The following is a 21,671-nucleotide window of genomic DNA, read 5'->3' on the forward strand; positions in this document are numbered from 1 at the left end:
GGTTCGTATCGTGCAAGGAATCACCAATACCGTGACAGTTGTCACAGAAACCAACGGATTTATTAACAGGATGCCGAATCTGGGTGGCATTGGCCCATAAGGGGGCATTGGTGGTGTTCTTGTGACATAATGTACAGTCAGTTGTGGGCTGGACGGCACTGATATTTGTACTTGTCAGGCTGCCGTAGTGAGAGACGTTCGAGGCATCTGATTCATTTGCACTGCCGTTTACCGGATCATTGTTATACATAAGTGAATTCTTATGACAGAGAGTACAATCCACAGCTATAGATGTGTAAATATCTGTACTGTCGTTGATGATCGCCTGTGGCACGTGCTCGATAGTAGCATTGGGCTGGCTGCCATTTATGAATACACCAGACGGTGTACCATTAACGTGGCACTGTCCCTCACTACAGTTGAGCGGCCTTGTGGTATTGGCAGGAACGCCTACACCAAGTGAATCATTAACGTGGCCGCTGGGTTCGGAACCATTGCCATGACAGGCCCAGCAAGCCTTGCTCAGGGAATTGTTAAGTGCCGTAACATTGACCGCATCCTTGTTCAGGTCTTTGTGGATACTCAGACCGAATGCGGTTTCGTTAACATCTGCCTGGGGTTTGCCCAGACCGTGGCAATCGATACAATCAGATGTACCGCCTGATGCGGTGATGACACCGATGTCATGGAGATACGTGGTACCGTTGATGTGACAGCCGTAACAGTCATCACCATACGTTGAATGGTTGGTCCATGCAGAGATGTTCGAAGCACCAAAGACCGCGCTCTGGGTCTTGTGACAGAACACACACCCCTGGCTTCCATTGATACTGTTCTCAACCCAGCCTACGGTATCTATTACATAGTGGTTGTCACCATCGGCAACGTTCTTTACATAGTGACCTGTGGGGCCTGTGCCGTCATCCAGCACCATGCTGGTATTACTGCCGTTGCCGGGTATGGATTGGTTGAATATGGGCACCTGGGTTTTGCCGTGACAGAATTCGCAGTTCTGGGTAGTGCGGATGAAACTTGCCTCAAGTCTGCTGTACTGTGTGGCATTATCGAAGTGGGAACCTACAGAGATTGGAGAGGAGGCATTACCGTGACATGCGCTGTCGGCACATGACAGATTTGAAGCATTGTACCGTATCGTTTTGGAGGTATGCTCTGCCTGGCCGGTAGCTTCTGATGGAGCTGTACCGTCCCTATGGCATGTGTAACATTGTTTGTTGTTTGTGGCATTGCCGTTACTGATGTTCATGTGTGGCGACTGGGTGAACAGCGTCATGTTGATATTATTTGCACCAGCAGCATCGTGACAGGCCACACAATCAGGGCCGCCGGCTGAACCACCGGTTATGCCTGAATTATGAAGTTTATATGATGCATCCAATCCACCGTGACAGCCGTAACACTCAGTGTTGACCTTACCGTTGTGGAGACTTCCGAAACCCACACGCGGGTCAACAGGTGTACCCCATGAGGCGTTGGCTGTATTATCGAAATGGCAGAATGTACAGTTGCTACTGGTGATGGTTGGGGTCATCAGGTTAAGGGTAGCATTCTTCAGATAATGTGAAGTGGATGCATTTGTTGCATTCCCGCCTGTTGTCAGACCGAATCCGTCAGCTTCAGTGATTGAAGTGAGGCTGTTGTTATGGCATACTGCACATTCAGTGGTGTTTGTAGCCACTGTGGGTCCGCCCTTTCTATGCTCTGTGACCTGCGGTGCACTTAAGTTAGTGGCGGCAACGGTGTTTACGTGACATTCAGGGCATGTCCTGGGGGTATTGTAATTGGTAGGATGGCTGGTCGAGGGCTGGTCACTCTGGTTGGCAATACCGCTTGCATTCAGGTCGCCGTGGCAGCCCCAGCACTTCTTGTTCTTAGCCGAAGCTGTGGTATTGGTAGCCACACTGTTCAGGTCAGCGTGCGCTCCGACAGCGATGTTCGTGAAGTCCACATTGTTCTGTGAACCACTTACGTCATGGCATGAGATACAATCAGGATTGGCACCTACACCGGTGAGGGTGGTATGCATGAGTTCGGTAATATTTGATGCTGAACTGTTGTGGCAGGCTGCACAATCATTGTCATTGAAGCCGGAAATGCCAGTGTGGTCGTAGTAGGGGGTGCTGTCCTGTGCACCTGCAGGATAATTGCCATAAGTAGCATTCCCTGTTATCTCCGGGGGCACCAGGTTCAGGGTGCTGAGCATGTTGTTATAGTTTGGACTACCCTGCTTATGGCAGGCTGCACACCAGTCACCGGTCAGGTCGCCGCCAATAACATTGGAGCCTTTGAATGAATTGATATAACCTGCAGCGACAGCGCTGTGTTTGGTCTCGCCGTGACAGTACAGGCACTTGGATTCATCATCGGCTGCAGTCCAGAAATCAGTACCTCTATCCCACAGCGTACCATTGAGGATGTTATTGCTGTGGGTTATTTGTGTTATTTTGGGTGCAGTGGCGAATGATGCCAGCCCGCTGCCCACGTGGCAATCGGGACATGAGGCTGCATTGGTCCTTGTGGTGGCAAAGTTATTGTCGTTCTGGATGAACTTGATCACGTGTACATCCTGGGTATGACACTCAGTACAAGCTACTGTAGTATTATGCTGGGTCAATCCCTGATGGCAGGTAGTACAATGGGAGTCCTCTGTGGGTCCTAAAGTTCCTGCTGAAGGGTCAGGTTTGGTGATGTTGTGCATGGGACCGTGGCAGATGATACAGGGAATGCTGGCATCTGCGTCGTGGTATGTGGAGGTTGTGGAATAATTGGCGACCACACCATTAAGCGTGGTCTTCATGGTAGTGTTTGAACTACTATGGCAATTCGTACAGCTACCAATGACCATATTTGTTTCATGAGACACTATAGTACCGTGACAGTTGGCATTGTCGCAACGCAGGCTGCTGTGTGAACCTTCAGTATTCATACTTGGTGTATAACCCTGGCCATTGTAGGATAGATGGCAATAGGTACATTGGGCACCATTATGTTCTCCATCAATCAAAAAAGATTCTTCCTTAAGTTTTCTCTCCCCTAAATATGGTGAGTTAATAATATTACTATTACTATCAACTAAATCTCCTTTATCATTACCATGACCCTCGCAACTTGCTCCTCCAACACAACCCCACCAGTTATAGATAAACTTGTAACTTCCTGTTACATCTGATGCGTTGACGTCTACCTGCCATTTTCCATAATAATTTTTAGCATTGAGGTTCCGTGATACATTAATAAGTCCTTTACTGTCTGTTGAATATATACTTGTGTAATCTGTGGCCCCACCTGGATTCTTAAGAGTTAATGTCACATTTGTATTAGACATAGGCAACCCATCATTATCAAGTACAAGGGCATAAATATTAACTGTTGTCTTGATACCTGAAAAATCATTACTACCCCAATTACTGGATGGAACTATAAAACCAGTTCCTGAAGCTGTACCCCCAGTAGTGGCGTCATCCAGCACTACATATCTGTTTGTGGCAACCAATATTTTAGAAGGACCAGTGTAAACACTTAATAAAATATCTGCATTTGATACCGGTCCAGCATTCACTACTTCAGTTGTGGAATTGTCAGCATAACCCGATTTGCTGGCAGTTATCAAATATGTGCCATTGGCCAGGCTGAATGAATAATATCCAGAGCCATCAGTTGAAGTGGAATTGCTGGTATTGGTTGAAACAGTTGCCCCGCTTATGGGATTACCTGTTGAAGCGTCCTTTACATAGCCTGATACCGAATAATTGGTAACCGTAGCAGCACTCCCCGCCCCCGCCAGCGCCAGCAATATCAGCATGGCCACTGCAAGCAACATCCCGGTCCTGAGCATAAAGCGGCAGGCATCGCCCTGCGAATTTCGAGACCGTCCGGTATCCGGTGCGGTTGAGATTGGTTTACTGACTGAGCCTGATGTTGAAAATCGAGTAGATGTACATCTACTTTGCCCGGAAACTATACCTTTTCCCATGTCAGTAATTCTTTTTTTCATATGCTATCCACCCAAATTTATTTTGGATACTGTATTACAATTCAATACCTGCGGAAAACCACCATCGTATGATATACCTGATTCGACCATATACTGTGCCGGTGAAACAAAACGCTGCATCAGAAGAGACAATAGAGCAGCAAGCATCACTACCAGTAAACATGGCGCAGGTACATCTTTTATTCTGCATTCACAGGTGTTTTTTCCCAGCATACCGTTTCATCCGGCTTACGTTCATGCTATGAATTATCCAGCATCGAACGTAGAGAGATTTTGTATAATAGCAATTTATTAGAGTTAATTATATATAAATCTTCGTGTGATTACAATCATGATAATGATGGCTGGGGTAGATTTTTGCTAATTATTTATACTGTATACCTTCAAGTAAAAACCTGTGCTGAAGTGCTGCATTCGCCTAATAGACCAGCGTTGAATGATTGCGCTCAGTCGACATAGTTGGAAAAGAACGTCGGAACTTCCCCTGGCATTTGGCCACCCTTCACCTGCCCGGACAGGTCAGGATCATTCATCAGCAGTTCAGTCACATCGAACATATGCCGTATTTAACAATCGCTCATCTTCTCTACCTTAGAAAACATATCCCCGGGAGCCCACCAGAACCATCCGACAGGTGCCTGTTCAACTCATCCCGGCTCATAGCAACAGGTTGCACCACAGGCTCGACAAGATTATACCTAAACTTTAACCTCAACATACAGCTCAAGGTCAGCATAAATACCAGAATAGTGCCACAGCGCAATTAAAAGGAAAAAAGTCATGTCAGAAATATCAGATATAGCGGGAGCTTCCCAACATTGAATGAGTACATATTATACGGGATATGAGGATTTACCTGATGGTGCGAGCTCATTTTATATCCTCTTTAACCCGTTAATCCTGTCCATTCAATCAGGCATTGCGAATTCACACATGCCATTTTTCTGGAATAGTGATGTAAAGCACATAATGTTGATGAGAAAGGTAATAAATAAGCATCCCCTTTTTGAAAACGATACCGATTAAACCGATTACCTTTCACGAAAACTGACAGAGAATAGTTGCATAGTTGCAAAATCCATAAATACCGTACCTGTGATAAAGGATAATAAAGGTGAACTCATGCAAAGGGCAGTAATCACAGCAAGGGTTCGTATCCAGAAAGTAGGGTATCGAGATATAGTGGCCGAAATTGCTAACAATATGGATATCACAGGAATAGTAGAGAACCTATCCGATGGAAAAAGTGTAAGAATCATAGCAGAGGCCAATCAGTATGTTCTTGAAGAATTCATCCAATTGCTCTGGCTAAAGGATGAGCCACTTATCAAGGTCATTAATGTCGACACAACATTTCAACCCCCTACTGGTGAGTATGAGTTTTTTGATATTATTTATGAAGATTTTCAGAAAGAAGCGTTTGAACGAATCGGTGAAGCGGCATTCTACCTGAAAAGTCTTGACACTGGACAAACAAAAATGCTGGATAAACAGGACCAGATGCTGGGGAAACAGGACCAGATGCTGGATAAACAGGACCAGATGCTGGGGAAACAGGACCAGATGCTGGGGAAACAGGACCAGATGCTGGGGAAACAGGACCAGATGCTGGGGAAACAGGACACAACCATAGAAAAAATTGATGAAACAAAGAATGGAATTACCGGTGAAATAAAAGGATTGAGGAACGACCTGAAATCCTACATGGACCAAAAGTTCATGAAAATCGAATATGACATCTCACAAATAAAAGAAATGATCGGACTCAACTAATCTAAAAATCCCTTCATTCGATATATGTATCAAACAACCTTTTATCTCCCCTACTTTGATGGGAGTAACTCGTATACAGGATTTACCGGGTTTATCAGAGCCAATTTTATATCCTGTCGATCCCGTTAATCCTGTCCATTTAATAAGACCGTGTGATTACCTGTGTGACTTGCAGTAAATTAGTCAAAATTGAACAATTTTTCACTATGATCGAACACGAAGGATACATATCTAAGATGTGGCTGCGCACATCCATGTTACCCGTCCGGTCTGAGTTCCACCCCAAATATTACCTGACAGGCTGCTAAATTTATATAGTTTTTACCTTATTCAATACACAGTACAATGGCAGACAATTCCAAACCAGAACCCCCGGACGGCGGTCTTGAAGTAACCGTAGACATGGACATCCAGGATACCCATTTCCTCTATACCCAGACCACTGATGGTTCAAAGAAGATACTGGACTATGACTACAAGCGGTGCAACGGCTGCGGGATATGTATCGAGATATGCCCGGTAAAAGCCATAGAGGCCGGCCCCCTCATAGAAATAGCCACAGGTATGGATGCCCCCCCGGTCATCATCGACCAGACAAAGTGCACCTTTTGCGGCATGTGTGCCTCCTTTTGTCCGGTAAAGGCCATACGGATGGACATCGACGGTAAGGACATCCTTGAGATCGAGGATTATCCGAGGCTTGACTCAAAGGTAATTATCAACGAGAAGTGCCTGCCATGTCTCTTATGCGAGAAAGCCTGTCCCGAAGATGCCATGAAACTTGAGCTCACGTTCCCCACCAAAGAAGACGTGGCACCTTTCAGGCAAGGACAGCAAGGTGAGATCTCCGTGGATATGGACAGGTGCAACTTCTGCGGGTTGTGCGCTCCGTTATGTCCTGCATTCGTGCTGGTTGAACGCGAGCCTACACCTGACAACCCTGTTCCGTTCCAGGACCTTCTCGTTGACCTGGACAAATGCGATTACTGCAAGATATGTGAAGATTTCTGTCCCGAGCATGCCATTAAGGTCAAGGGAAAACTGGAAGCAGAGGTACCCCAAATCTCGGGCACCCTGACAATAGATGACGACAAGTGCACCCGATGCGGCTGGTGCAGGGAAGTGTGCCCTTACGAAGCTGTTGATATCGTGAAGCCCTTTGAAGGCGATATCGAACTGATAGAAAAGAACCTGGTCGAGTGCGACCCCCTCGGCTGCCATGGCTGTTTCAACGTGTGCCCGGCCCATGCCTGGTACGTGCCTCCCGGCAGGAAGATAGACGTGGTAAAGGACTTATGCATCTATTGCGGGGCCTGCGAAAAAGCCTGTCATGTCCGGGCCATTGGAGTTGACCGGACCGCGGTGAAACATACTCCTGTGAAGGACCTGCCCTGGTCTGCCCAGTGGAATGATGCAATTGATACCATCCATACCGGACAGCGAACCAGGCCCGATACCGCGCGCAGGATAGTGATGGAAGCGGGCGGTATCCCACATCGGGAGGTGCACGAGATAGCCACCCGTGAGAGGCACGAACATCTTGACGAGATACGGGCCAGGCTGGACGACCTGCTGCCCATGCTGGAGGATGCAAAAGTGAGATTCGAATGGGAAAAGAACCATGGCGGTTCGGTGAGGAAACGGGTCAAAAGACTCGCCCCAGAGTCAGAGCCATAAGTTGCACCGTCAGGAAAGTATTCCAAAATAGTTAAGCATTCTTCATCCAGTCATAGTGGCCGTATGAATGAAGTGGAAGGTTTTGACCTTGCCCGCAGCGGGGTGACTGATAAACAATATATCCTGGGCAGGCGTGATAAGGGCTCGCAGCAGGGTGTGCTCAGGGTGGGCAGGTATCTTGCCATTGACGGTTCGACCGGTTCAGATGTGTATATGGACTGCCTGGGACCCCATGCCGTGCTGATATGTGGTAAACGGGGGTACGGCAAGTCATACACCATGGGCACGCTTGTTGAGGAACTGGCACGGCAGCAGCCTCCTGTTTCAAACAATATCGCATCGGTAATTATCGATAGCATGGGCATCTTCTGGACGCTGGGTTTTGCCAATACGAAAGAAGAGCAGATGCTATCCGGCTGGAACCTCAAGCCAGAAGCACAGGATGTACAGGTGTTCGTTCCGGGAAATAACCTTGAGGCTTACCGCACCGTTGGAATCAATGCTACTCCCCTTTCCATCCCCACCAGTGACCTGTCCGGTTTTGACTGGTGCACATTGTTTGGCGTAAATCCGGTCCATCCCCCTGGCATTCTGATAAACAGGACGGTGCAGCAGTTGAAAAAAGATACGGTAACATTCTCGTTAGAGGACATACTGGACCATACCCAGAATGATATCCACACCAGCACTGATACAAAACAGGCTGTACATAACTACTTTATCACGGCCATAGGGTGGGGGATATTCGAAAAAGAAGGCTCAGGGCTCGATGATATCATCAGGCCGGGCAGGACAGCAGTGATCGACATCAGCAGTTTGCCTGATACGGCAATCCGGTCAATGGTAGTGGGAATACTTGCCAGGCGCATCTACCAGGAGCGACTGCCAGCCCGCTGGCAGTACGAGATCAACAGCATCACCGGACAACAGGTGACCACCATGCCTATGGTCTGGATGTTCATAGACGAGGCGCACCTGTTCATGCCGCGTGACGGGAGCAGCCTGGCAGGGGATGTGCTGGTCAACGAATGGCTCAGGCAGGGCAGGCAACCGGGCTTGTCCCTGGTACTGGCCACACAGCAGCCATCAGCGCTTGACCCGATAGTGCTGAGCCAGAGCGATATTATTGTATGCCACCGCCTCACGTCGCAGGAGGATATCAGTGCGCTGGAAAAAGTACGGCCTACGTATATGAGGCAGGGAATTGCCGCTTCCATTCGCAAGATGGGGAAAGGGAAAGGTGTAGCGTTCATTGTGGACGATACGTCTGAAGCGTCGCATGTAGTGCAGATGCGACCCCGGTTGAGCTGGCACGGCGGCGATGAACCGAGTTCACTGGGAACGAATGGGAGAGAGAAGAAATAAGATTCTCAGTAGGTCCGGGAATTCATCAACTTATGCCGTTACTGTTCGCCCTTTGATCTCATATAATAATGATTGTGGCTCTGTTATATTATCGGATGCATCAAGCATCTCGATCGACACAATCTTATTATCTTTGCCACAACCGATAATGAGCCCTTCACTGATCTCATCACTTTCTTCGATGGGCATTTCCTTAAGTATCAGAATATCAGCATCAGGGCTGTAGATCACTTTCATTTGCCCTCACGTTATTCTGACGCAGCCCTGAATCTCTCCACCACAAAATCCCTGTCAAGGGATAACAAAAAGTACCCCAGCCGTGGTCCGCTTTTGGTGCCGAGTATAGCCTGGTAGATGGTCTGGAACAGATTTTTCGGGTTCATTCCAAGTTCCTCAGCCGTGGCATATATCCCGTCATGGATGGCCTGTCCATCCTCGCAGGCAGGCATCCTCACGGCCAGCAGGCGCATTGCATGCCGCTGCACCTCATTGAAATTACGTACTTCAGGAGGTAACTGCTCATTGACCTTGAACTTCATCATAGGAGGTGCAAAGGATTCCAGCCATTTCTCGACATTGTCAGCCCTTTGTTTAATAATTTCAGGTTCCGATACATCATACCCGCCCCGTTCCAGTACCGTGAGCAGGTAATCCAAACTGTTGTCTGCGATCTGGACCGCCGTGACCATATGCTTAAAAGGTATCTTTGTGGATGTTCCGCCGGCCTGGGACAACTGGTATGCCCTCATATCCAGGGTTTCGTCCAGATTGTCGTATTCATCAATAAGATTCAACAGTGGTAGTCCGGGGTCGAACTCAATATGCTTTTCCGGTTTTGTCCTGATAATAAGGTATCGCAGCACTTCAGGTGGCACCACGTCAAGCATGTCGCTGATGGATACTGTCACGCCTTTGGATGAAGACATGGCGCCCTGGCCCTTGAGCATGATCCATTCATAGATAATAGGGTGTGGTGCAGGATAATTAAATATCTCAGTGGATATGCGCTTGCCCGTGTCATAGGAGCCGCCTGCCGAAGCATGGTCCTTGCCAAAAGGTTCGACAGTAATGCCAAGTATCGGCCACCGTGCAGGCCAGTCCACCCGCCAGGTCAGTTTACCGCCTCCCTGCATCGAAACAGTCCCTGTCGAGCCGCATGAACATGAGTAGTCCACGGTTCCCTTATCAATATCAAATCCTGTGACCTTTGTTGTTGTGAGCCTGCCGCATTCGTTGCAGATAGGATTGAACGGGTTCCAGTCAGCCTCCAGGGTGCGGCCAGCAACTTCTTCGATGATGCGCGCAATAGCGTCTCTTTTCACCAGCGCGGTCTTGATGGCATCCACATAGACCCCCTGCTTGTAGAGTTCATCAGCCTTACGGATCTCAGGATGGATGGCCAGTTTTTCCATTGAACGGAAGAACGGCTCCAGGAAATGTTCGGCATAGTTGGAATGGTTGCCGCAGGGGCATGGTATCTCTGACAGGGGTCTGCCTACATGCTCTTCATAGCTCTCATCAAGGAACGGATAGACCTTGCGCAGCGGATCATAGGTATCTGCAATATATATGAGCCTGGCATCGGCTCCCGCATCCTTCAAGGCACGGTAGACCGCATCTGCGGTCAATACTTCGCGCATGTTGCCAATATGGATATTGCCCGAGGGGGTTATGCCTGAGGCTATGGTATGCTTACTGCCTTTCTTTAGTGCCGCGGTGGCCACCACGTCTGCCCAGTGTATCGTCTCTGCCATGCTGTCTCACTTCGGAAATGGTAGATGTATTGAGCAATATTAAATGTTTAGTATGATGAGCTCCAAATTGAATTGTGGGTGCAGTCATGCTACGGGAAAACCTGAAGTCCCAACTTGTCAGTGCAAGGAGTATGAACGTCAACGATATCTCACACAGCATCAGGGACGTGGGATTCAAATGTATGAAGTGCGGTTGGTGCTGCTGTCCTGACCCTGAATTTGAGATTGAGATATTGGACATCCACAGACCTTCCAATGCTATCTCTGTCCTGCCCCGGGATATCAGGGCCATACAGGATGCCACCGGTTTGTGTCTGTTAGATGTGGTGGAGTCTGACATCTATTCGTGTATCAGGGGCGAGAAGATGCTGTCCACAGGTTGGATATTGAAGCGCAAACACGATGGTACATGCATGTTCTTTGATGACGACAGGAACATGTGCACTATCTACGAATACAGGCCCTTGATATGCATGGTTTTCCCGTTCTTTCTTGACAGTAGCGGGATGCTGGTGGTCAGGCACTGTTACGGGACGCACCAGCAGATGGAAGGGGTGGATGCCTTTGAGTCCGGGCAAAGGCTGGTACGCTACCTGACCAGTACGATTGAACATTACATTGCGATCTGTGAAGGGCTGGGAGCTGAACTTGATGTGGATAAGCTGAGTCAGGTCAGGTTAGAGCATGGACTCGTGCTCCAGGTGTTTGACGGCGAGACTAAATCTACAGTAAAATATTCTGATGGCGCAGGCTTCCATCTGGTTCAGGATCATTGAATATACTGAACCTTTATATGATAAAATAGAATATCATTGAATAAGTGAATAAATAATGGCCGGCTATTCCCAAGTATTAGATCATAGATTTGAAAGAACTCTAAATATCAATGAAGAAATTAGAGGGTTTAACAAGACCATCAAATCAATGTCAGAGTTTAACAGAATTGAGTTCATAATACTTTACGGTTCGGCAGCACGGGGAGATGCAATATCAGGTTCGGATATAGACCTGTGCATATATTATAATGCAGATGAAAAAGAAGACCTATCCCGATTCAGGCTGGATATTTTAAGCAGACTAAAAGGGAGTGTTTTTGACATCCAGATGTTCCAGCAACTGCCCCTGTATGTCAGGGTAGAGGTATTGAAGGGCAGGATCATATATACCAGAGAGCAGAGTTTCCTGTACGGTATTGCACTTGATACGATTAGAGAATTTGAATCCTTTAAACCAAGATTCCATGATTACATTTACCGGTGAATTATGAGAAAAGATATAATCCGTACAAAGATAAAGTAAATTGAAGAAAGTGTTCATCTTATTGAAAAACATCTCCCTGAAGAATTCGAAGAGTTCAACAAACTGGATATAATCAAGGACGGAATATATAAAAGGACTGAATTTGCCATAGAGAACATCATTGACATTTGTGCTATCATCAATTCAGACCTTGAACTGGGAATTCCGGGAAGTGAGGAAGATATTATTGACAATCTGCAGGAAAACAAGATTCTGACAACTGAAAATGCAAAACGGATTCGAAAAATGAAAGGATTCAGGAATTTTATTGTTCACAGATATGGTTCATTGGATGATAAGGTTGCGTTTGAGAATATCCATGATGGAATGCATGATTATTTTAAAATAACTGTATCTATCTGGGACTTTGTGGCTGCCAGCCAAGATGATTGAATCTGTCATTTTATCTCACCACTTCTTTCTTCCAGCACCTTCGCAGTCCACATATCCGCCCAGTGCAACAGCAACAGCAGTGCCTCTTCCCTGTGCGACACTGACCTTCCTTCCGGCACATACATCCCATCATGGTACGCTATGGCCTGCGCTTCCTCATCACTCAGCGGTACATATTGTGACACGAGATACAGGCTCCTCAGCGCCAGTCCCATCGAAACAAGCTCCTGGTTTGTGGAATATTTCCCTGTGGTCACACCGTCCCTGGCCTCAGGGATATAGTACGGTTTGCCGGGCATCCCCACTTTTCCCACATCATGGAACAGCCCGACGATGACGCAGGTCTCGTCACTGATGTCGGGTGCCAGGGTGTCCTTAATGCGAAGCAGTGTTTCTGCTACGCCTACACTGTGCTGAAGCAGGCCCCCCTCACAGTTCAGGTGGAACCTGGTACTTGCCGGACTGGTCAGCCAGGTAGTCTGGTTGTGAAGCATGTCTATGAATGTTTGCACCTGGGATTTTCTTTCAGTTACTTTACTGAGCAGTGATTCATATCGCTGGTGTATAGACCTGGAATGGTTTTTTGATGTCATGTAAATACCACTTTTGTGTCAGTCGTCATATACAATTTTTGTAAACTTCCCATCAGTATAGTATTTGCACAACAAAGTATTTGTATCTTGCCATTGTACCATAGTATGATGGTGCCATGGTGCCATGTCACAAAATAAACGAGGGAAACAATTGGCTGAGAAGGAACTTGTACCGGTCGAGCTGGAGGACGGCAGTATTGTGGAATGCAAGAAGGTGAAGAAATTCGGCTACAGGATACCGAAGTACAAACCCGGCTACCTTGAAGCCCTGGAAGGGGGCGAGGATATTGAGATGCCGGTGTCGTGTGCGTCTACGCCTACCCGGTTCCATAACAGGGAGAATGCGATACGGTATGCCAGGAAGACGAAGGATGGGAATGTGGTGTTCGTGAGCCCCACCGAGGTCGATAAGAAGAAGACCGAGGACTGGCTGGCGGATTGAATATTATTAAATTGAAATTAGAGGAGTGTAGATAATGGTAACAATGGAACTGAATGAGAAGATGTACTATGCCTGTGGACTGTGCAGCACAGATTCAAAGGTGCAGTGGCACAAACCTGGCACAAAGAAGTGGCATGATCATAAGGAACATATCGACCTGGATGAGACCAATTCTGACAGGCCGAAGTATTTCTGGTGCACTCAACACAGGCGCCCACATGATTTTAAGCGGGAGTGCCTGAAGTATAAGGCCCAGATAACCTATAATGGTAAAGGCGGGAGCCATAATAATCCCACCATCCAGATGTCCCATGATGATGTGCTGCCGCAGATAAGGAAGTATGTGAGTGAGCATTCTGATGCTGTGAACTGGAAGCGGGTGGTGAGGACGAATAGCCTGCCGTGGCCGTGTAATCGGAAGACCAGGTTGCTGGTTCCTGATATTATTTTCTGCAGGCCTGATGAAGCGGTGAAGTTCGGGCATTCTATTACGAATGTGATCGAGTTTGAGAGTGAGACACCTGCTCTGACAATCGTCAGTAAAGTGGAGAGGTTCAATAAATCTTCGAGGCGGATGATTGAGGACGGGGCACAGAGTGGGAGTGTGCTGCCGAGGGTTATTTTTTTGTATGACAGGGAAACGAGGGTTTTGCTGGAGGAGGTAAAGAGGGCTGTACAGGGTGTTGGGACGGAGTATCTTGACGGGGTTGTTGTGGAGTATTATGACGAGGGTGGGGAGTGGTTTGGGCGGTGGTTTAAAATTTAATCGTTTCAATAAAAATAGTATTCTAAACATAACTAATTTGAAATTGAATATTTTTCAGCAGGTTTGCCAAAAATCACAATTAGTTATATTCATCATATTTTAATAAAGTTTAATAAGCTTGAAATGTTTATATGATTCAATAATAATAAAAAAATAATTAAACAATCGAGTTTTTCATGAATAATATCGAAAAACAATTAGAATTCGCAAGGCAAAGTTTGTTAGATTTTACAATGCGAAATAAGCTTTTGAACTTTCGCACATCAAAAGCTCGAACAATAAAAGTTATAGATGAAATTCCTTCAGAAATTTACAATTTTTTAGTATTGCAACAAAAAAAGATGGAATTTCTTCCCACAAAGAAGAAAAAAACAAGTATCGAAGAAGAAGTAGTTAATACCGAAATATTAGATCAAAAAGAAAAAGAAATTTCAAAAATATGGGAATTACCGCCGCCAGATTTTGAAGCATCAAAAAATCACATTGACCGATTTCTTTAGACATCTTTAGAAAGTGAAGTTCTTCAGAAACGTTTGTTCCAAATTAATCAACAGTCAAGATCAGTACTTGAGGAACAAGGATATACAATACTTTACCTAGCTCTGGGTTTTTTAGAATGGACTGAAAGTCCTAACTCCGATCAATCTAGATTATCACCCCTTGTATTGATACCTGTAGAATTAGAAAGAACTAATGTGGGGAAATCTTTTAAGTTATGTTGGACTGAAGAGGACATTTTTACAAATATTTCATTACAAGCAAAGCTTTCTGAACAAGGGATTTTAATCCCTGATTTTGAGATGCCGGAAGACAAAACTGGAATAGATCAATATTTTAAATTGATAGCAAAAGCAATCTCAAAGCAATCAAATTGGAGAATATTAAGTGACATCTATTTGGATTTTTTTAGTTTTACTAAATTCGTTATGTATAAAGATATTGACATAAACGAATGGCCAGAAGATAAATCACCTGCAAAACACCCTTTGATTAAAACTATATTTTCGCATTCAGAAAATCCGGCAAAATCAGGTTTTTCGGAAGAAGAAGTGGATATCAAACTAGATTTTCGAGACCGTTTCAATTCGTGTTGGTGACTATATTACAATCCCGGATGAACGCGGATATTGCGACTAAATGCAGATTCTTTTGCATTTCTGTCCATGAAATTAGATTTAAATTCCGAAATAACATTTATCTGCGTGTATCTGCGTCCATCTGCGGTTAACATTGAAATGATTCCTGCCCCCCCCTTTGAAGCACTCACCCACTGCCCGGACATGCTTCTCTGGCCTGGTGTGGGTGTAACTATTCAACTGACACTGCCACCACCGACCAAAAGGGCGGCATGGTGGCAGCCAGCCTTCTGGATTTACGTTGCCCGGGTCTGGAAAATAAGGAATGAGAAACAGGTAAAAGACTATGGATGTGATTTCTGCCGCCCCTTTTGGTTCACTCATTAGAGTGCCCCTCCCTCTCTGCTCCCCCCGCCCTTGTGGTGTGGGGGGCTGGCAGGCACTTTTCGATTCTTCCTGCGGGCTTTGGGTGCGAAGTGGGGATGGATGCTTGGGTGGAGTTATATCCAGTTGTTGTGTCGGTGGAGTACCGCCATGGCTGTTGAAATATATTAATATCTAATTTAAAACCACAGCGGACACAGGGGATTTCCCCCCATCTCTGCGCCCTCTGCTCCTCTGCGGTAAGTTCCCCCTCTCCCCGTATAACACCTTACATGCACTTCGCCTGCCCCCATCCCTACTCCGGCTTTCCTGCCGCCCCTTCGTCTTCACTTTATAGGGTGCCCGTCCTGATATGCTCCGCCTGCCTTTGTGGTGTGAAGGTTGGCAGGCGCTTTTCGATTCTTCCTGCGGGCTTTGAGTGCGAAGTGGGGATGGATGCTTGGGTGGGTGGTTGCAGGTGGGGGGCTCGAAACTAAATTTCGAATTTCTATTTCGGAACTGATTTTTAATTGTGGGTTGGGGGAGTTGTATTTGGTTGTTGTGTGTGGAGTGCCGCCATGGCTGTTAAAATATATATTTTACGTGTTTTTTTAACCGCAGATAAACGCTGATGAACGCAGATATTGCGACTAAATGCAGATTATTTTGTATTTCGGCTTATGAAATTAGATTTAAATTCCGAAATAACATTTATCTGCGTGTATCTGCGTCCATCTGCGGTTAATATTGAAATGATTCCTGCCCCCCCTTTGAAGCACTCACTCACTGCCCGGACATGCTTCTCTGGCCTGGTGCGGGTGCTGCTATTCAACTGACACTGCCACCGCCGACCAAAAGGGCGGCATGGTGGCAGCCAGCCGTGTGGATTTATGTTGCCCGGGTCTGGAGAGTTAGGATGGGAAACAGGGTAACGACTATGGATGTGATTCCTGCCACTCCTTTTCGGTTCACTCATCAGGGTGCCCGCCCCGATATGCTCCGCCCGCCCTTGTGGTGTGGGGGGCTGGCAGGCGCTTTTCGATTCTTTCTGCAGGCTTTGGGTGCGAAGTGGGGATGGATGCTTGGGTGGAGTTATATCCAGTTGTTGTGTCGGTGGAGTACCGCCATGGCTGTTGAAATATATTAATATCTAATTTAAAAACACAGCGGACACAAAGGATTTTCCCCCATCTCTGCGCCCTCTGCTCCTCTGCGGTGAGTTCCCCCTCTCCCCGTATAACACCTTACATGCACTTCGCCTGCCCCCATCCCTACTCCGGCTTTCCTGCCGCCCCTTCGTCTTCACTTTATAGGGTGCCCGTCCTGATATGCTCCGCCTGCCCTTGTGGTGTGAAGGTTGGCAGGCGCTTTTCGATAAAATTAAATATATTTTATCATCCAATGGTTATTTATAAACTTATTGCATATTTACACTAAGGAGAGAATAATATGGCTTTGAATGTTAATGTAAGTAATGACTTCACAATACAGGAAGTAAGCGATGTAATTCGCTCTGCTTTAGCTCTGGATGAGCGCCTTGCAAAACATAAAAAAGTCAGGTATTCTTACTTATGTGGAAAATTCGAAGCTAAATATAAGATGAGTTCAGATATTTTCATGCAAAAATTTGAATCCGGACAACTGGAAGACCTGGACGAATATTTTGATTGGTACGCAGCAAAAAAAGGATTAGATCACTGGAATAAAAAGTTGAACATATTGTCTGGTATCAGCCTATGAATGCAAGGGAGTATTTCTCTCAGATCGAAGCAACTATTAATGAATGCCCGGTAGTTTCCCATTTAACTACTGAGTTTGACGAAATTGACCAATTTATGGGATACATAAAGGGAAAGCTGGAACTATTGGATGGTTCTGCTCTGCATTTTATAGAATTTATTGAAATTGAAAATAAGATTGCTAACCGTCTCAAATACAAGTATCACTGGCAGACAGAAAATGGAGAGTTGATAGAGCGCTGGGATAATGTGCCCCATCACAGGGAAGTTGATACATTTCCCCATCACAAACATGATGGAAACGGAGTATACCCTTCTTCCAATATCGATTTAAAAACAATCATTGACCTGCTTATAGATAAAATATTGTAGTAAATAAAATGATACTCCTTGGCCTCTGTTACCCTATGTAGTTAATATTAAAATGATTCCTCCCCCCCTTGAATCACTCACCCACTGCCCGGACATGCTTCTCTGGCTGGGTGTGGGTGTAACTATTCAACTGACACTGCCACCGCCGACCAAAAGGGCGGCATGGTGGCAACCAGCCTTGTTTCATCTTCGAACTCCTGGCTCCCACACACCGGTGACCTTCCTGCCAAGCGCGAGTTTCCCCATTGCCCTGTTCACATCCTTGCTCACCGGAGACGGCACCCTGTCCTGCAATGGCGTCCCCGGTAGCGGAGTAAAGTAATGAGAATGTATGTTCCCACCCTGTGCAATTATCCATTCAACCAGTTGCAGTGTCTCCAGCTGGTCGGCAGGCATTTCTCCGGGCAGCCCGAAAATAACATCCACCACCGGCGTCAGGTCATAGTCCCTGCACAGTTCCACGGCGCATTTCACATCTTCAACTGTATGTCCCCGTCCGATATCATCAAGCACTCTCTGGCTGCCGCTCTGCGCGCCCAGGCTCAGCGATGTATTGTAGCAGTACTGTTTTACCAGTTCAAGGGTTTCATCGGTGACGAATTCTGGCCTGACCTCTGAAGGAAACGTTCCAAAGAACATCCTGCATTTCTTTGAAACTGCTTCAAGCAATACCTGGATCTTGTCCGGTTCAGGGCGAACTCCCTTTGAACCGTAGGCAAAGGCATTGGGCGAGACGAACCTCACATCCCGCATCATCCCTGCATACTTGGCCACCACCTCAGGACTGCGATGGCGCATCCGGTGCCCGAACAGGCGGGGTGTCTGGCAGTAACCGCAGTTGTGGGAACAGCCCCTGGTTATCTCGATATACCCTTTGAGGAGTCCAGGTGAGAACGGAGGGTAATGGTCCAGGTCAACAGGCGGTCTTGCACCTGTATATACACACCTGCTCCCGTCCCTGTATGCAATGCCTTTCACACCTGCTATGTCATCGCTGCGGATACTGTTGACCAGTTCCGGCAGGGTCTCTTCACCTTCCCCTACCACTACATAGTCGAAATATTCCAGGCACTCAAGCGGTCGGGCTGAGGGGTGGGGCCCTCCCGCAATATAGGTGGAATCTGTTGATGAACCCCTGACTTCATTGAAGACCTCACCGGCCTGGACCGTGGCAAAACTATACACCATTATGCCGTCCTTCGCTTTTCGCACGATATGTGCCCCCGGTACCAATGGCATCAGGGCAGCCAGGCTGTTACTGTTCTTCTGGTTCCAGCGAAAATGTACCCTGTCCAGTCCTTATCCCCCCATTAAACCTGGATGGGGATGAGAGTAATGCATAACAGGCCGGCAAGGAATACCAGGGTCCCCAGCACCATCCTGCTTCGGCCTAAATAGTCCGAATCTTCCAGGGGCTCGGGGTGTCCGGCAACTGCAAATAACGAAATGAACAATCCCCAGAACAACCACATAGAACCGTTTTGCTGCATCACAAAATAGATGAACAGTGATAGAGAGAGCAGTACGAACGGCACTACTGCAGATATATACGCTGCCCTGGGGCCCAGCATGGCCCGCATGATATGCCCGCCGTCGAGCTGGCCGGCAGGTATCAGGTTCAGTGCGGTTACCAGCATGCCGACCCAGCCTGCAAAAGCTACCGGGTGAATGTTCATTTCATTGCTCATTCCACCTACAAAACTGGCAATAAAGGAAAATAACAAAGGCAGTGAGAGTTTATAATAAAGAAAACCATCCTGCATCACAATGTCTACGGGTGGCAGGGACAGACCGATAGCTGTTACAATTATCGAGGCGACAAGGCCCACGATCGGCCCGGCGATTCCCACATCGAACAGGGCAGTCCTGCTGGGAATAGGACCCCTGTGTTTAATGATGGCACCCATGGTACCTATCCCGATAAAAGGGATGAAATAAGGCAGGGACGTTTTCATACCATGCAACTTCGCAACAATATAATGCCCCATCTCATGGGAACCCAGCACGAACATGATAGCCAGGGTGAACGGCGCCCCCCTGATGATCTGTTCAGGATGTGAGAAGGGGTCAACCCCAAAGAACATGGAACCGAAGAACATGGTAGTGAAAACAGTAATTACCGCCAGCACCACATTCAACCCTATCCGCTCCGGCTTTTCTTCAATGGGGGCTACGATAAGAATATGTTCGCCCAGTTCGTACACCATCTGGACACTGTATCCCATGATAGATAAGGGGGTCCACAGGTGCCTGATTACGTCTTTTGGGTCGTTTTTCGGAGTGCCTGAAATAAAGTATGCTCCGTTTTCGTATGAATACTCATAAATTTTAAAATCCGGTACTTCTGACCTGATAAACTCAAGCATGTCAATTTCGCTGGTAGTATTCTCAGCACTGTCAGTAATGTCAGCATTGTCAGGATGACTGCGGTCAGGTTTGTTCATAATATATCTACAACTCCTTTTGTGCCATCAACCCGCACTATGTCACCTGTTTTGATAGTGTTGATAGCATCAGGTTCGGTACTATCCACCATGGGGATATCTGAAATGATAGCACCCACAGCCACGATGGGCTCGGCAGACCGGTTGATAACTGCCACAGGAGCAGTACCGTTCTTCTTTAACTGGTACATTACATAAGAACCTACTGTCGAGCCTTTGCCTGCAGGGAATACCAGCACTTTACCGCTTATGCTCTGCCCTTTCAATTCGTGTTTTTCCTCAACGACTATACCGGTCGCCGGGTCCACGCTGCCCAGGAATGAGATCGACTCATTGGTAACCAGTGCCTCGCCCTGTCCACATCCACGGGATATCGGTCTTCCTTTCAGGGTCCTAATCAGGAGACCTCCCCTTCATCTCTGCGTTCCTCTGCGCTCCCGGCGATTATTCTTCCTTTCAGGCAGTCACGAATGCTGGCCAGACCTGACCCAACTCCGCACATTCCCGGGATATACTTCAATGCCTTGCCGGAATCGGTGAGCACGCATCCGAACCGGTCAGTGGCGGGGGACACTACCATGCAGGTATCCACGAACACTTTTGCACCACTGGCCTCTATCCTTCGTACCGTATCAGGAGATGCATCCCTGACCTGGCGTGATGTGAATATCCATACCTCTTTTCCTACCTGCATCCCGTCAAGCAGTTCGGCAGCCGATTCCAGTTCTTCCTGTGAATAATGAGGGCAGCCAAGGGCCGTAAGGTCAATGTCACGGCCGCAGTTCTTTTCGAACACTTCATCGAGCTGGGCACGTTCAATGGCAATGGTCTCTGCCGGGACAGGGTATGAACCCGATTGCGGAGTAACCCCTTCCACATGATACAGTGCTACAGCACCCGAAGCAGCCATGGCAGCACCCAGTGCTTTAAGCTCTATGTTCAAAGGCTTTGACGATAATTTGAACAGAGGAACGTCCGACCCCACCTGTGCCCCCACCAGATAACCCAGTGCCCCATAATCTGCACCAGATAACGGGCAATCGACCTGCACGGTGATAACCGGCACCCGGTTCTCGTCCAAATGGTAACCGTAGTTTGCAGTCTTGCCTATGAGAGCGGCAGCCAGCGCCGATGGTCCACCTTCCCGATTTGTCCTGGCACCGATAACGGAATTCGCATAGGAGACGGCTGAACTTTCGCTCCAGGCCAGGTGGTCGCCAAAAGAGGCCAGCGAGGCATCGACATGATAGGGTGTACACGTGCATTCGCATCGTATGCCCAGGCGCTGGTATGCTTCAATGATCTGTATCTGCTTGGTTGCAAATTCCTCATCCACACCCATCTCACGCCAGCGTTCAAGGTCCATGCCTGCAGGGTTCAGTATGGAGGGGACCACAACCTTTCCTTCAAGGTCAGATATCCATTCCAGGCCCGCATCACCGATGGTCCTGTAACTGACTCCGGCTATCTGGGCGCTTTTTATGGGTACCAGTGAATCTGCACCGTAGATATCACCCAGTGCAGTCAGGAGTTCCATGGCCTTTTGGAGCGTTGGCCCCATCTCCCCTTCCAGCAGTGCTTCCTCTTCCCTGGTAAGATGCAA

Annotated in this window: 23 protein-coding genes; 14 read left to right on the forward strand and 9 right to left on the reverse strand. The window is 47.4% G+C overall.

Annotated elements, in window-relative coordinates:
* The coding region (locus K0A89_07510; GenBank protein MBW6518333.1) for a carboxypeptidase regulatory-like domain-containing protein at positions 1 to 4,012 on the reverse strand (4,012 nt) is incomplete at its 3' end.
* A gap of 440 nt (positions 4,013 to 4,452) precedes the next feature.
* Here K0A89_07510 and K0A89_07515 point away from each other — a divergent pair.
* From K0A89_07515 to K0A89_07530, 4 genes are all read left to right on the forward strand, one after another.
* On the forward strand, positions 4,453 to 4,779 hold the full coding sequence (locus tag K0A89_07515) for a hypothetical protein (protein MBW6518334.1): 327 nt from the start codon (positions 4,453 to 4,455) through the stop codon (positions 4,777 to 4,779).
* A 355-nt stretch (positions 4,780 to 5,134) separates the two neighbouring features.
* The gene (locus tag K0A89_07520) at positions 5,135 to 5,785 is read left to right on the forward strand and encodes an acylphosphatase (GenBank protein ID MBW6518335.1); all 651 of its coding nucleotides are present in this window, start codon (positions 5,135 to 5,137) and stop codon (positions 5,783 to 5,785) included.
* A gap of 345 nt (positions 5,786 to 6,130) precedes the next feature.
* Complete coding sequence (locus tag K0A89_07525) at positions 6,131 to 7,462, forward strand: 4Fe-4S binding protein (protein MBW6518336.1); 1,332 nt, start codon at positions 6,131 to 6,133, stop codon at positions 7,460 to 7,462.
* A gap of 63 nt (positions 7,463 to 7,525) precedes the next feature.
* Complete coding sequence (locus K0A89_07530) at positions 7,526 to 8,827, forward strand: ATP-binding protein (GenBank protein MBW6518337.1); 1,302 nt, start codon at positions 7,526 to 7,528, stop codon at positions 8,825 to 8,827.
* Between the two features lie 30 nt (positions 8,828 to 8,857).
* Here K0A89_07530 and K0A89_07535 read toward each other — a convergent pair whose 3' ends face one another.
* Complete coding sequence (locus K0A89_07535) at positions 8,858 to 9,064, reverse strand: DUF2283 domain-containing protein (protein MBW6518338.1); 207 nt, start codon at positions 9,062 to 9,064, stop codon at positions 8,858 to 8,860.
* Positions 9,065 to 9,075: 11 nt separating this feature from the next.
* Positions 9,076 to 10,581: a lysine--tRNA ligase gene (lysS, locus tag K0A89_07540; protein MBW6518339.1), complete on the reverse strand. Its 1,506-nt coding sequence runs from the start codon at positions 10,579 to 10,581 to the stop codon at positions 9,076 to 9,078.
* A gap of 86 nt (positions 10,582 to 10,667) precedes the next feature.
* Here lysS and K0A89_07545 point away from each other — a divergent pair, with 86 nt between their 5' ends.
* From K0A89_07545 to K0A89_07555, 3 genes are all read left to right on the forward strand, one after another.
* Complete coding sequence (locus K0A89_07545; protein MBW6518340.1) at positions 10,668 to 11,357, forward strand: YkgJ family cysteine cluster protein; 690 nt, start codon at positions 10,668 to 10,670, stop codon at positions 11,355 to 11,357.
* A gap of 148 nt (positions 11,358 to 11,505) precedes the next feature.
* Positions 11,506 to 11,841 (forward strand): nucleotidyltransferase domain-containing protein, encoded by a 336-nt coding sequence (locus K0A89_07550; protein ID MBW6518341.1) that lies wholly within the window; start codon positions 11,506 to 11,508, stop codon positions 11,839 to 11,841.
* A 39-nt stretch (positions 11,842 to 11,880) separates the two neighbouring features.
* Positions 11,881 to 12,273: a DUF86 domain-containing protein gene (locus tag K0A89_07555; GenBank protein MBW6518342.1), complete on the forward strand. Its 393-nt coding sequence runs from the start codon at positions 11,881 to 11,883 to the stop codon at positions 12,271 to 12,273.
* Between the two features lie 5 nt (positions 12,274 to 12,278).
* Here K0A89_07555 and K0A89_07560 read toward each other — a convergent pair whose 3' ends face one another.
* Positions 12,279 to 12,866 (reverse strand): HD domain-containing protein, encoded by a 588-nt coding sequence (locus K0A89_07560; protein ID MBW6518343.1) that lies wholly within the window; start codon positions 12,864 to 12,866, stop codon positions 12,279 to 12,281.
* Positions 12,867 to 12,990: 124 nt separating this feature from the next.
* Between K0A89_07560 and K0A89_07565 the strand changes: the two genes are divergently transcribed.
* The 4 genes from K0A89_07565 to K0A89_07580 all read left to right on the forward strand — a co-directional run bounded on the left by K0A89_07565 (position 12,991) and on the right by K0A89_07580 (position 15,171).
* Positions 12,991 to 13,308 carry a hypothetical protein gene (locus tag K0A89_07565; GenBank protein ID MBW6518344.1) on the forward strand — a complete coding sequence of 106 codons (318 nt, stop codon included), beginning with the start codon at positions 12,991 to 12,993 and terminating at the stop codon, positions 13,306 to 13,308.
* Between the two features lie 34 nt (positions 13,309 to 13,342).
* Entirely contained in the window at positions 13,343 to 14,074 is a 732-nt protein-coding gene (locus K0A89_07570; protein ID MBW6518345.1) for a hypothetical protein, read from the forward strand.
* Between the two features lie 176 nt (positions 14,075 to 14,250).
* Positions 14,251 to 14,574, forward strand: coding sequence for a DUF4011 domain-containing protein (locus K0A89_07575; GenBank protein ID MBW6518346.1), 324 nt, complete (start codon positions 14,251 to 14,253; stop codon positions 14,572 to 14,574).
* A 33-nt stretch (positions 14,575 to 14,607) separates the two neighbouring features.
* Complete coding sequence (locus K0A89_07580) at positions 14,608 to 15,171, forward strand: DUF4011 domain-containing protein (GenBank protein ID MBW6518347.1); 564 nt, start codon at positions 14,608 to 14,610, stop codon at positions 15,169 to 15,171.
* A 78-nt stretch (positions 15,172 to 15,249) separates the two neighbouring features.
* Here K0A89_07580 and K0A89_07585 read toward each other — a convergent pair whose 3' ends face one another.
* Positions 15,250 to 15,534 (reverse strand): hypothetical protein, encoded by a 285-nt coding sequence (locus tag K0A89_07585; GenBank protein ID MBW6518348.1) that lies wholly within the window; start codon positions 15,532 to 15,534, stop codon positions 15,250 to 15,252.
* An 895-nt stretch (positions 15,535 to 16,429) separates the two neighbouring features.
* Between K0A89_07585 and K0A89_07590 the strand changes: the two genes are divergently transcribed.
* The 3 genes from K0A89_07590 (at position 16,430) to K0A89_07600 (ending at position 17,624) form a co-directional block, all read left to right on the forward strand.
* On the forward strand, positions 16,430 to 16,660 hold the full coding sequence (locus K0A89_07590; protein MBW6518349.1) for a hypothetical protein: 231 nt from the start codon (positions 16,430 to 16,432) through the stop codon (positions 16,658 to 16,660).
* A 302-nt stretch (positions 16,661 to 16,962) separates the two neighbouring features.
* Complete coding sequence (locus K0A89_07595; protein ID MBW6518350.1) at positions 16,963 to 17,253, forward strand: hypothetical protein; 291 nt, start codon at positions 16,963 to 16,965, stop codon at positions 17,251 to 17,253.
* Entirely contained in the window at positions 17,250 to 17,624 is a 375-nt protein-coding gene (locus K0A89_07600) for a hypothetical protein (protein ID MBW6518351.1), read from the forward strand. The genes K0A89_07595 and K0A89_07600 overlap by 4 nt, the downstream gene beginning before the upstream one ends.
* 183 nt (positions 17,625 to 17,807) lie before the next feature.
* Here K0A89_07600 and K0A89_07605 read toward each other — a convergent pair whose 3' ends face one another.
* The 4 genes from K0A89_07605 to K0A89_07620 all read right to left on the reverse strand — a co-directional run bounded on the left by K0A89_07605 (position 17,808) and on the right by K0A89_07620 (position 21,671).
* Positions 17,808 to 18,920, reverse strand: a complete 1,113-nt coding sequence (locus K0A89_07605) for a TIGR04013 family B12-binding domain/radical SAM domain-containing protein (GenBank protein MBW6518352.1) — start codon at positions 18,918 to 18,920, stop codon at positions 17,808 to 17,810.
* Positions 18,921 to 18,934: 14 nt separating this feature from the next.
* On the reverse strand, positions 18,935 to 19,990 hold the full coding sequence (locus K0A89_07610; GenBank protein ID MBW6518353.1) for a site-2 protease family protein: 1,056 nt from the start codon (positions 19,988 to 19,990) through the stop codon (positions 18,935 to 18,937).
* Between the two features lie 74 nt (positions 19,991 to 20,064).
* Positions 20,065 to 20,469, reverse strand: a complete 405-nt coding sequence (locus K0A89_07615) for a DUF126 domain-containing protein (protein ID MBW6518354.1) — start codon at positions 20,467 to 20,469, stop codon at positions 20,065 to 20,067.
* On the reverse strand, positions 20,466 to 21,671 hold the full coding sequence (locus K0A89_07620) for an aconitase X catalytic domain-containing protein (protein MBW6518355.1): 1,206 nt from the start codon (positions 21,669 to 21,671) through the stop codon (positions 20,466 to 20,468). The genes K0A89_07615 and K0A89_07620 overlap by 4 nt, the downstream gene beginning before the upstream one ends.

The organism is ANME-2 cluster archaeon, assembly GCA_019429385.1.
Taxonomy (GTDB): Archaea; Halobacteriota; Methanosarcinia; order Methanosarcinales; family Methanocomedenaceae; genus Methanocomedens_B.

Excerpts from the sequence above, each read along its gene's own strand:
- K0A89_07520 (MBW6518335.1), top strand. The coding sequence starts at position 5,135 with ATGCAAAGGGCAGTAATCACAGCAAGGGTTCGTATCCAGAAAGTAGGG.
- K0A89_07525 (MBW6518336.1), top strand. The coding sequence starts at position 6,131 with ATGGCAGACAATTCCAAACCAGAACCCCCGGACGGCGGTCTTGAAGTA.
- K0A89_07530 (MBW6518337.1), top strand. The coding sequence starts at position 7,526 with ATGAATGAAGTGGAAGGTTTTGACCTTGCCCGCAGCGGGGTGACTGAT.
- K0A89_07535 (MBW6518338.1), bottom strand. The coding sequence starts at position 9,064 with ATGAAAGTGATCTACAGCCCTGATGCTGATATTCTGATACTTAAGGAA.
- lysS (MBW6518339.1), bottom strand. The coding sequence starts at position 10,581 with ATGGCAGAGACGATACACTGGGCAGACGTGGTGGCCACCGCGGCACTA.
- K0A89_07545 (MBW6518340.1), top strand. The coding sequence starts at position 10,668 with ATGCTACGGGAAAACCTGAAGTCCCAACTTGTCAGTGCAAGGAGTATG.
- K0A89_07550 (MBW6518341.1), top strand. The coding sequence starts at position 11,506 with ATGTCAGAGTTTAACAGAATTGAGTTCATAATACTTTACGGTTCGGCA.
- K0A89_07560 (MBW6518343.1), bottom strand. The coding sequence starts at position 12,866 with ATGACATCAAAAAACCATTCCAGGTCTATACACCAGCGATATGAATCA.
- K0A89_07565 (MBW6518344.1), top strand. The coding sequence starts at position 12,991 with ATGTCACAAAATAAACGAGGGAAACAATTGGCTGAGAAGGAACTTGTA.
- K0A89_07570 (MBW6518345.1), top strand. The coding sequence starts at position 13,343 with ATGGTAACAATGGAACTGAATGAGAAGATGTACTATGCCTGTGGACTG.
- K0A89_07575 (MBW6518346.1), top strand. The coding sequence starts at position 14,251 with ATGAATAATATCGAAAAACAATTAGAATTCGCAAGGCAAAGTTTGTTA.
- K0A89_07585 (MBW6518348.1), bottom strand. The coding sequence starts at position 15,534 with ATGAGTGAACCAAAAGGGGCGGCAGAAATCACATCCATAGTCTTTTAC.
- K0A89_07590 (MBW6518349.1), top strand. The coding sequence starts at position 16,430 with ATGGGAAACAGGGTAACGACTATGGATGTGATTCCTGCCACTCCTTTT.
- K0A89_07595 (MBW6518350.1), top strand. The coding sequence starts at position 16,963 with ATGGCTTTGAATGTTAATGTAAGTAATGACTTCACAATACAGGAAGTA.
- K0A89_07600 (MBW6518351.1), top strand. The coding sequence starts at position 17,250 with ATGAATGCAAGGGAGTATTTCTCTCAGATCGAAGCAACTATTAATGAA.
- K0A89_07610 (MBW6518353.1), bottom strand. The coding sequence starts at position 19,990 with ATGCTTGAGTTTATCAGGTCAGAAGTACCGGATTTTAAAATTTATGAG.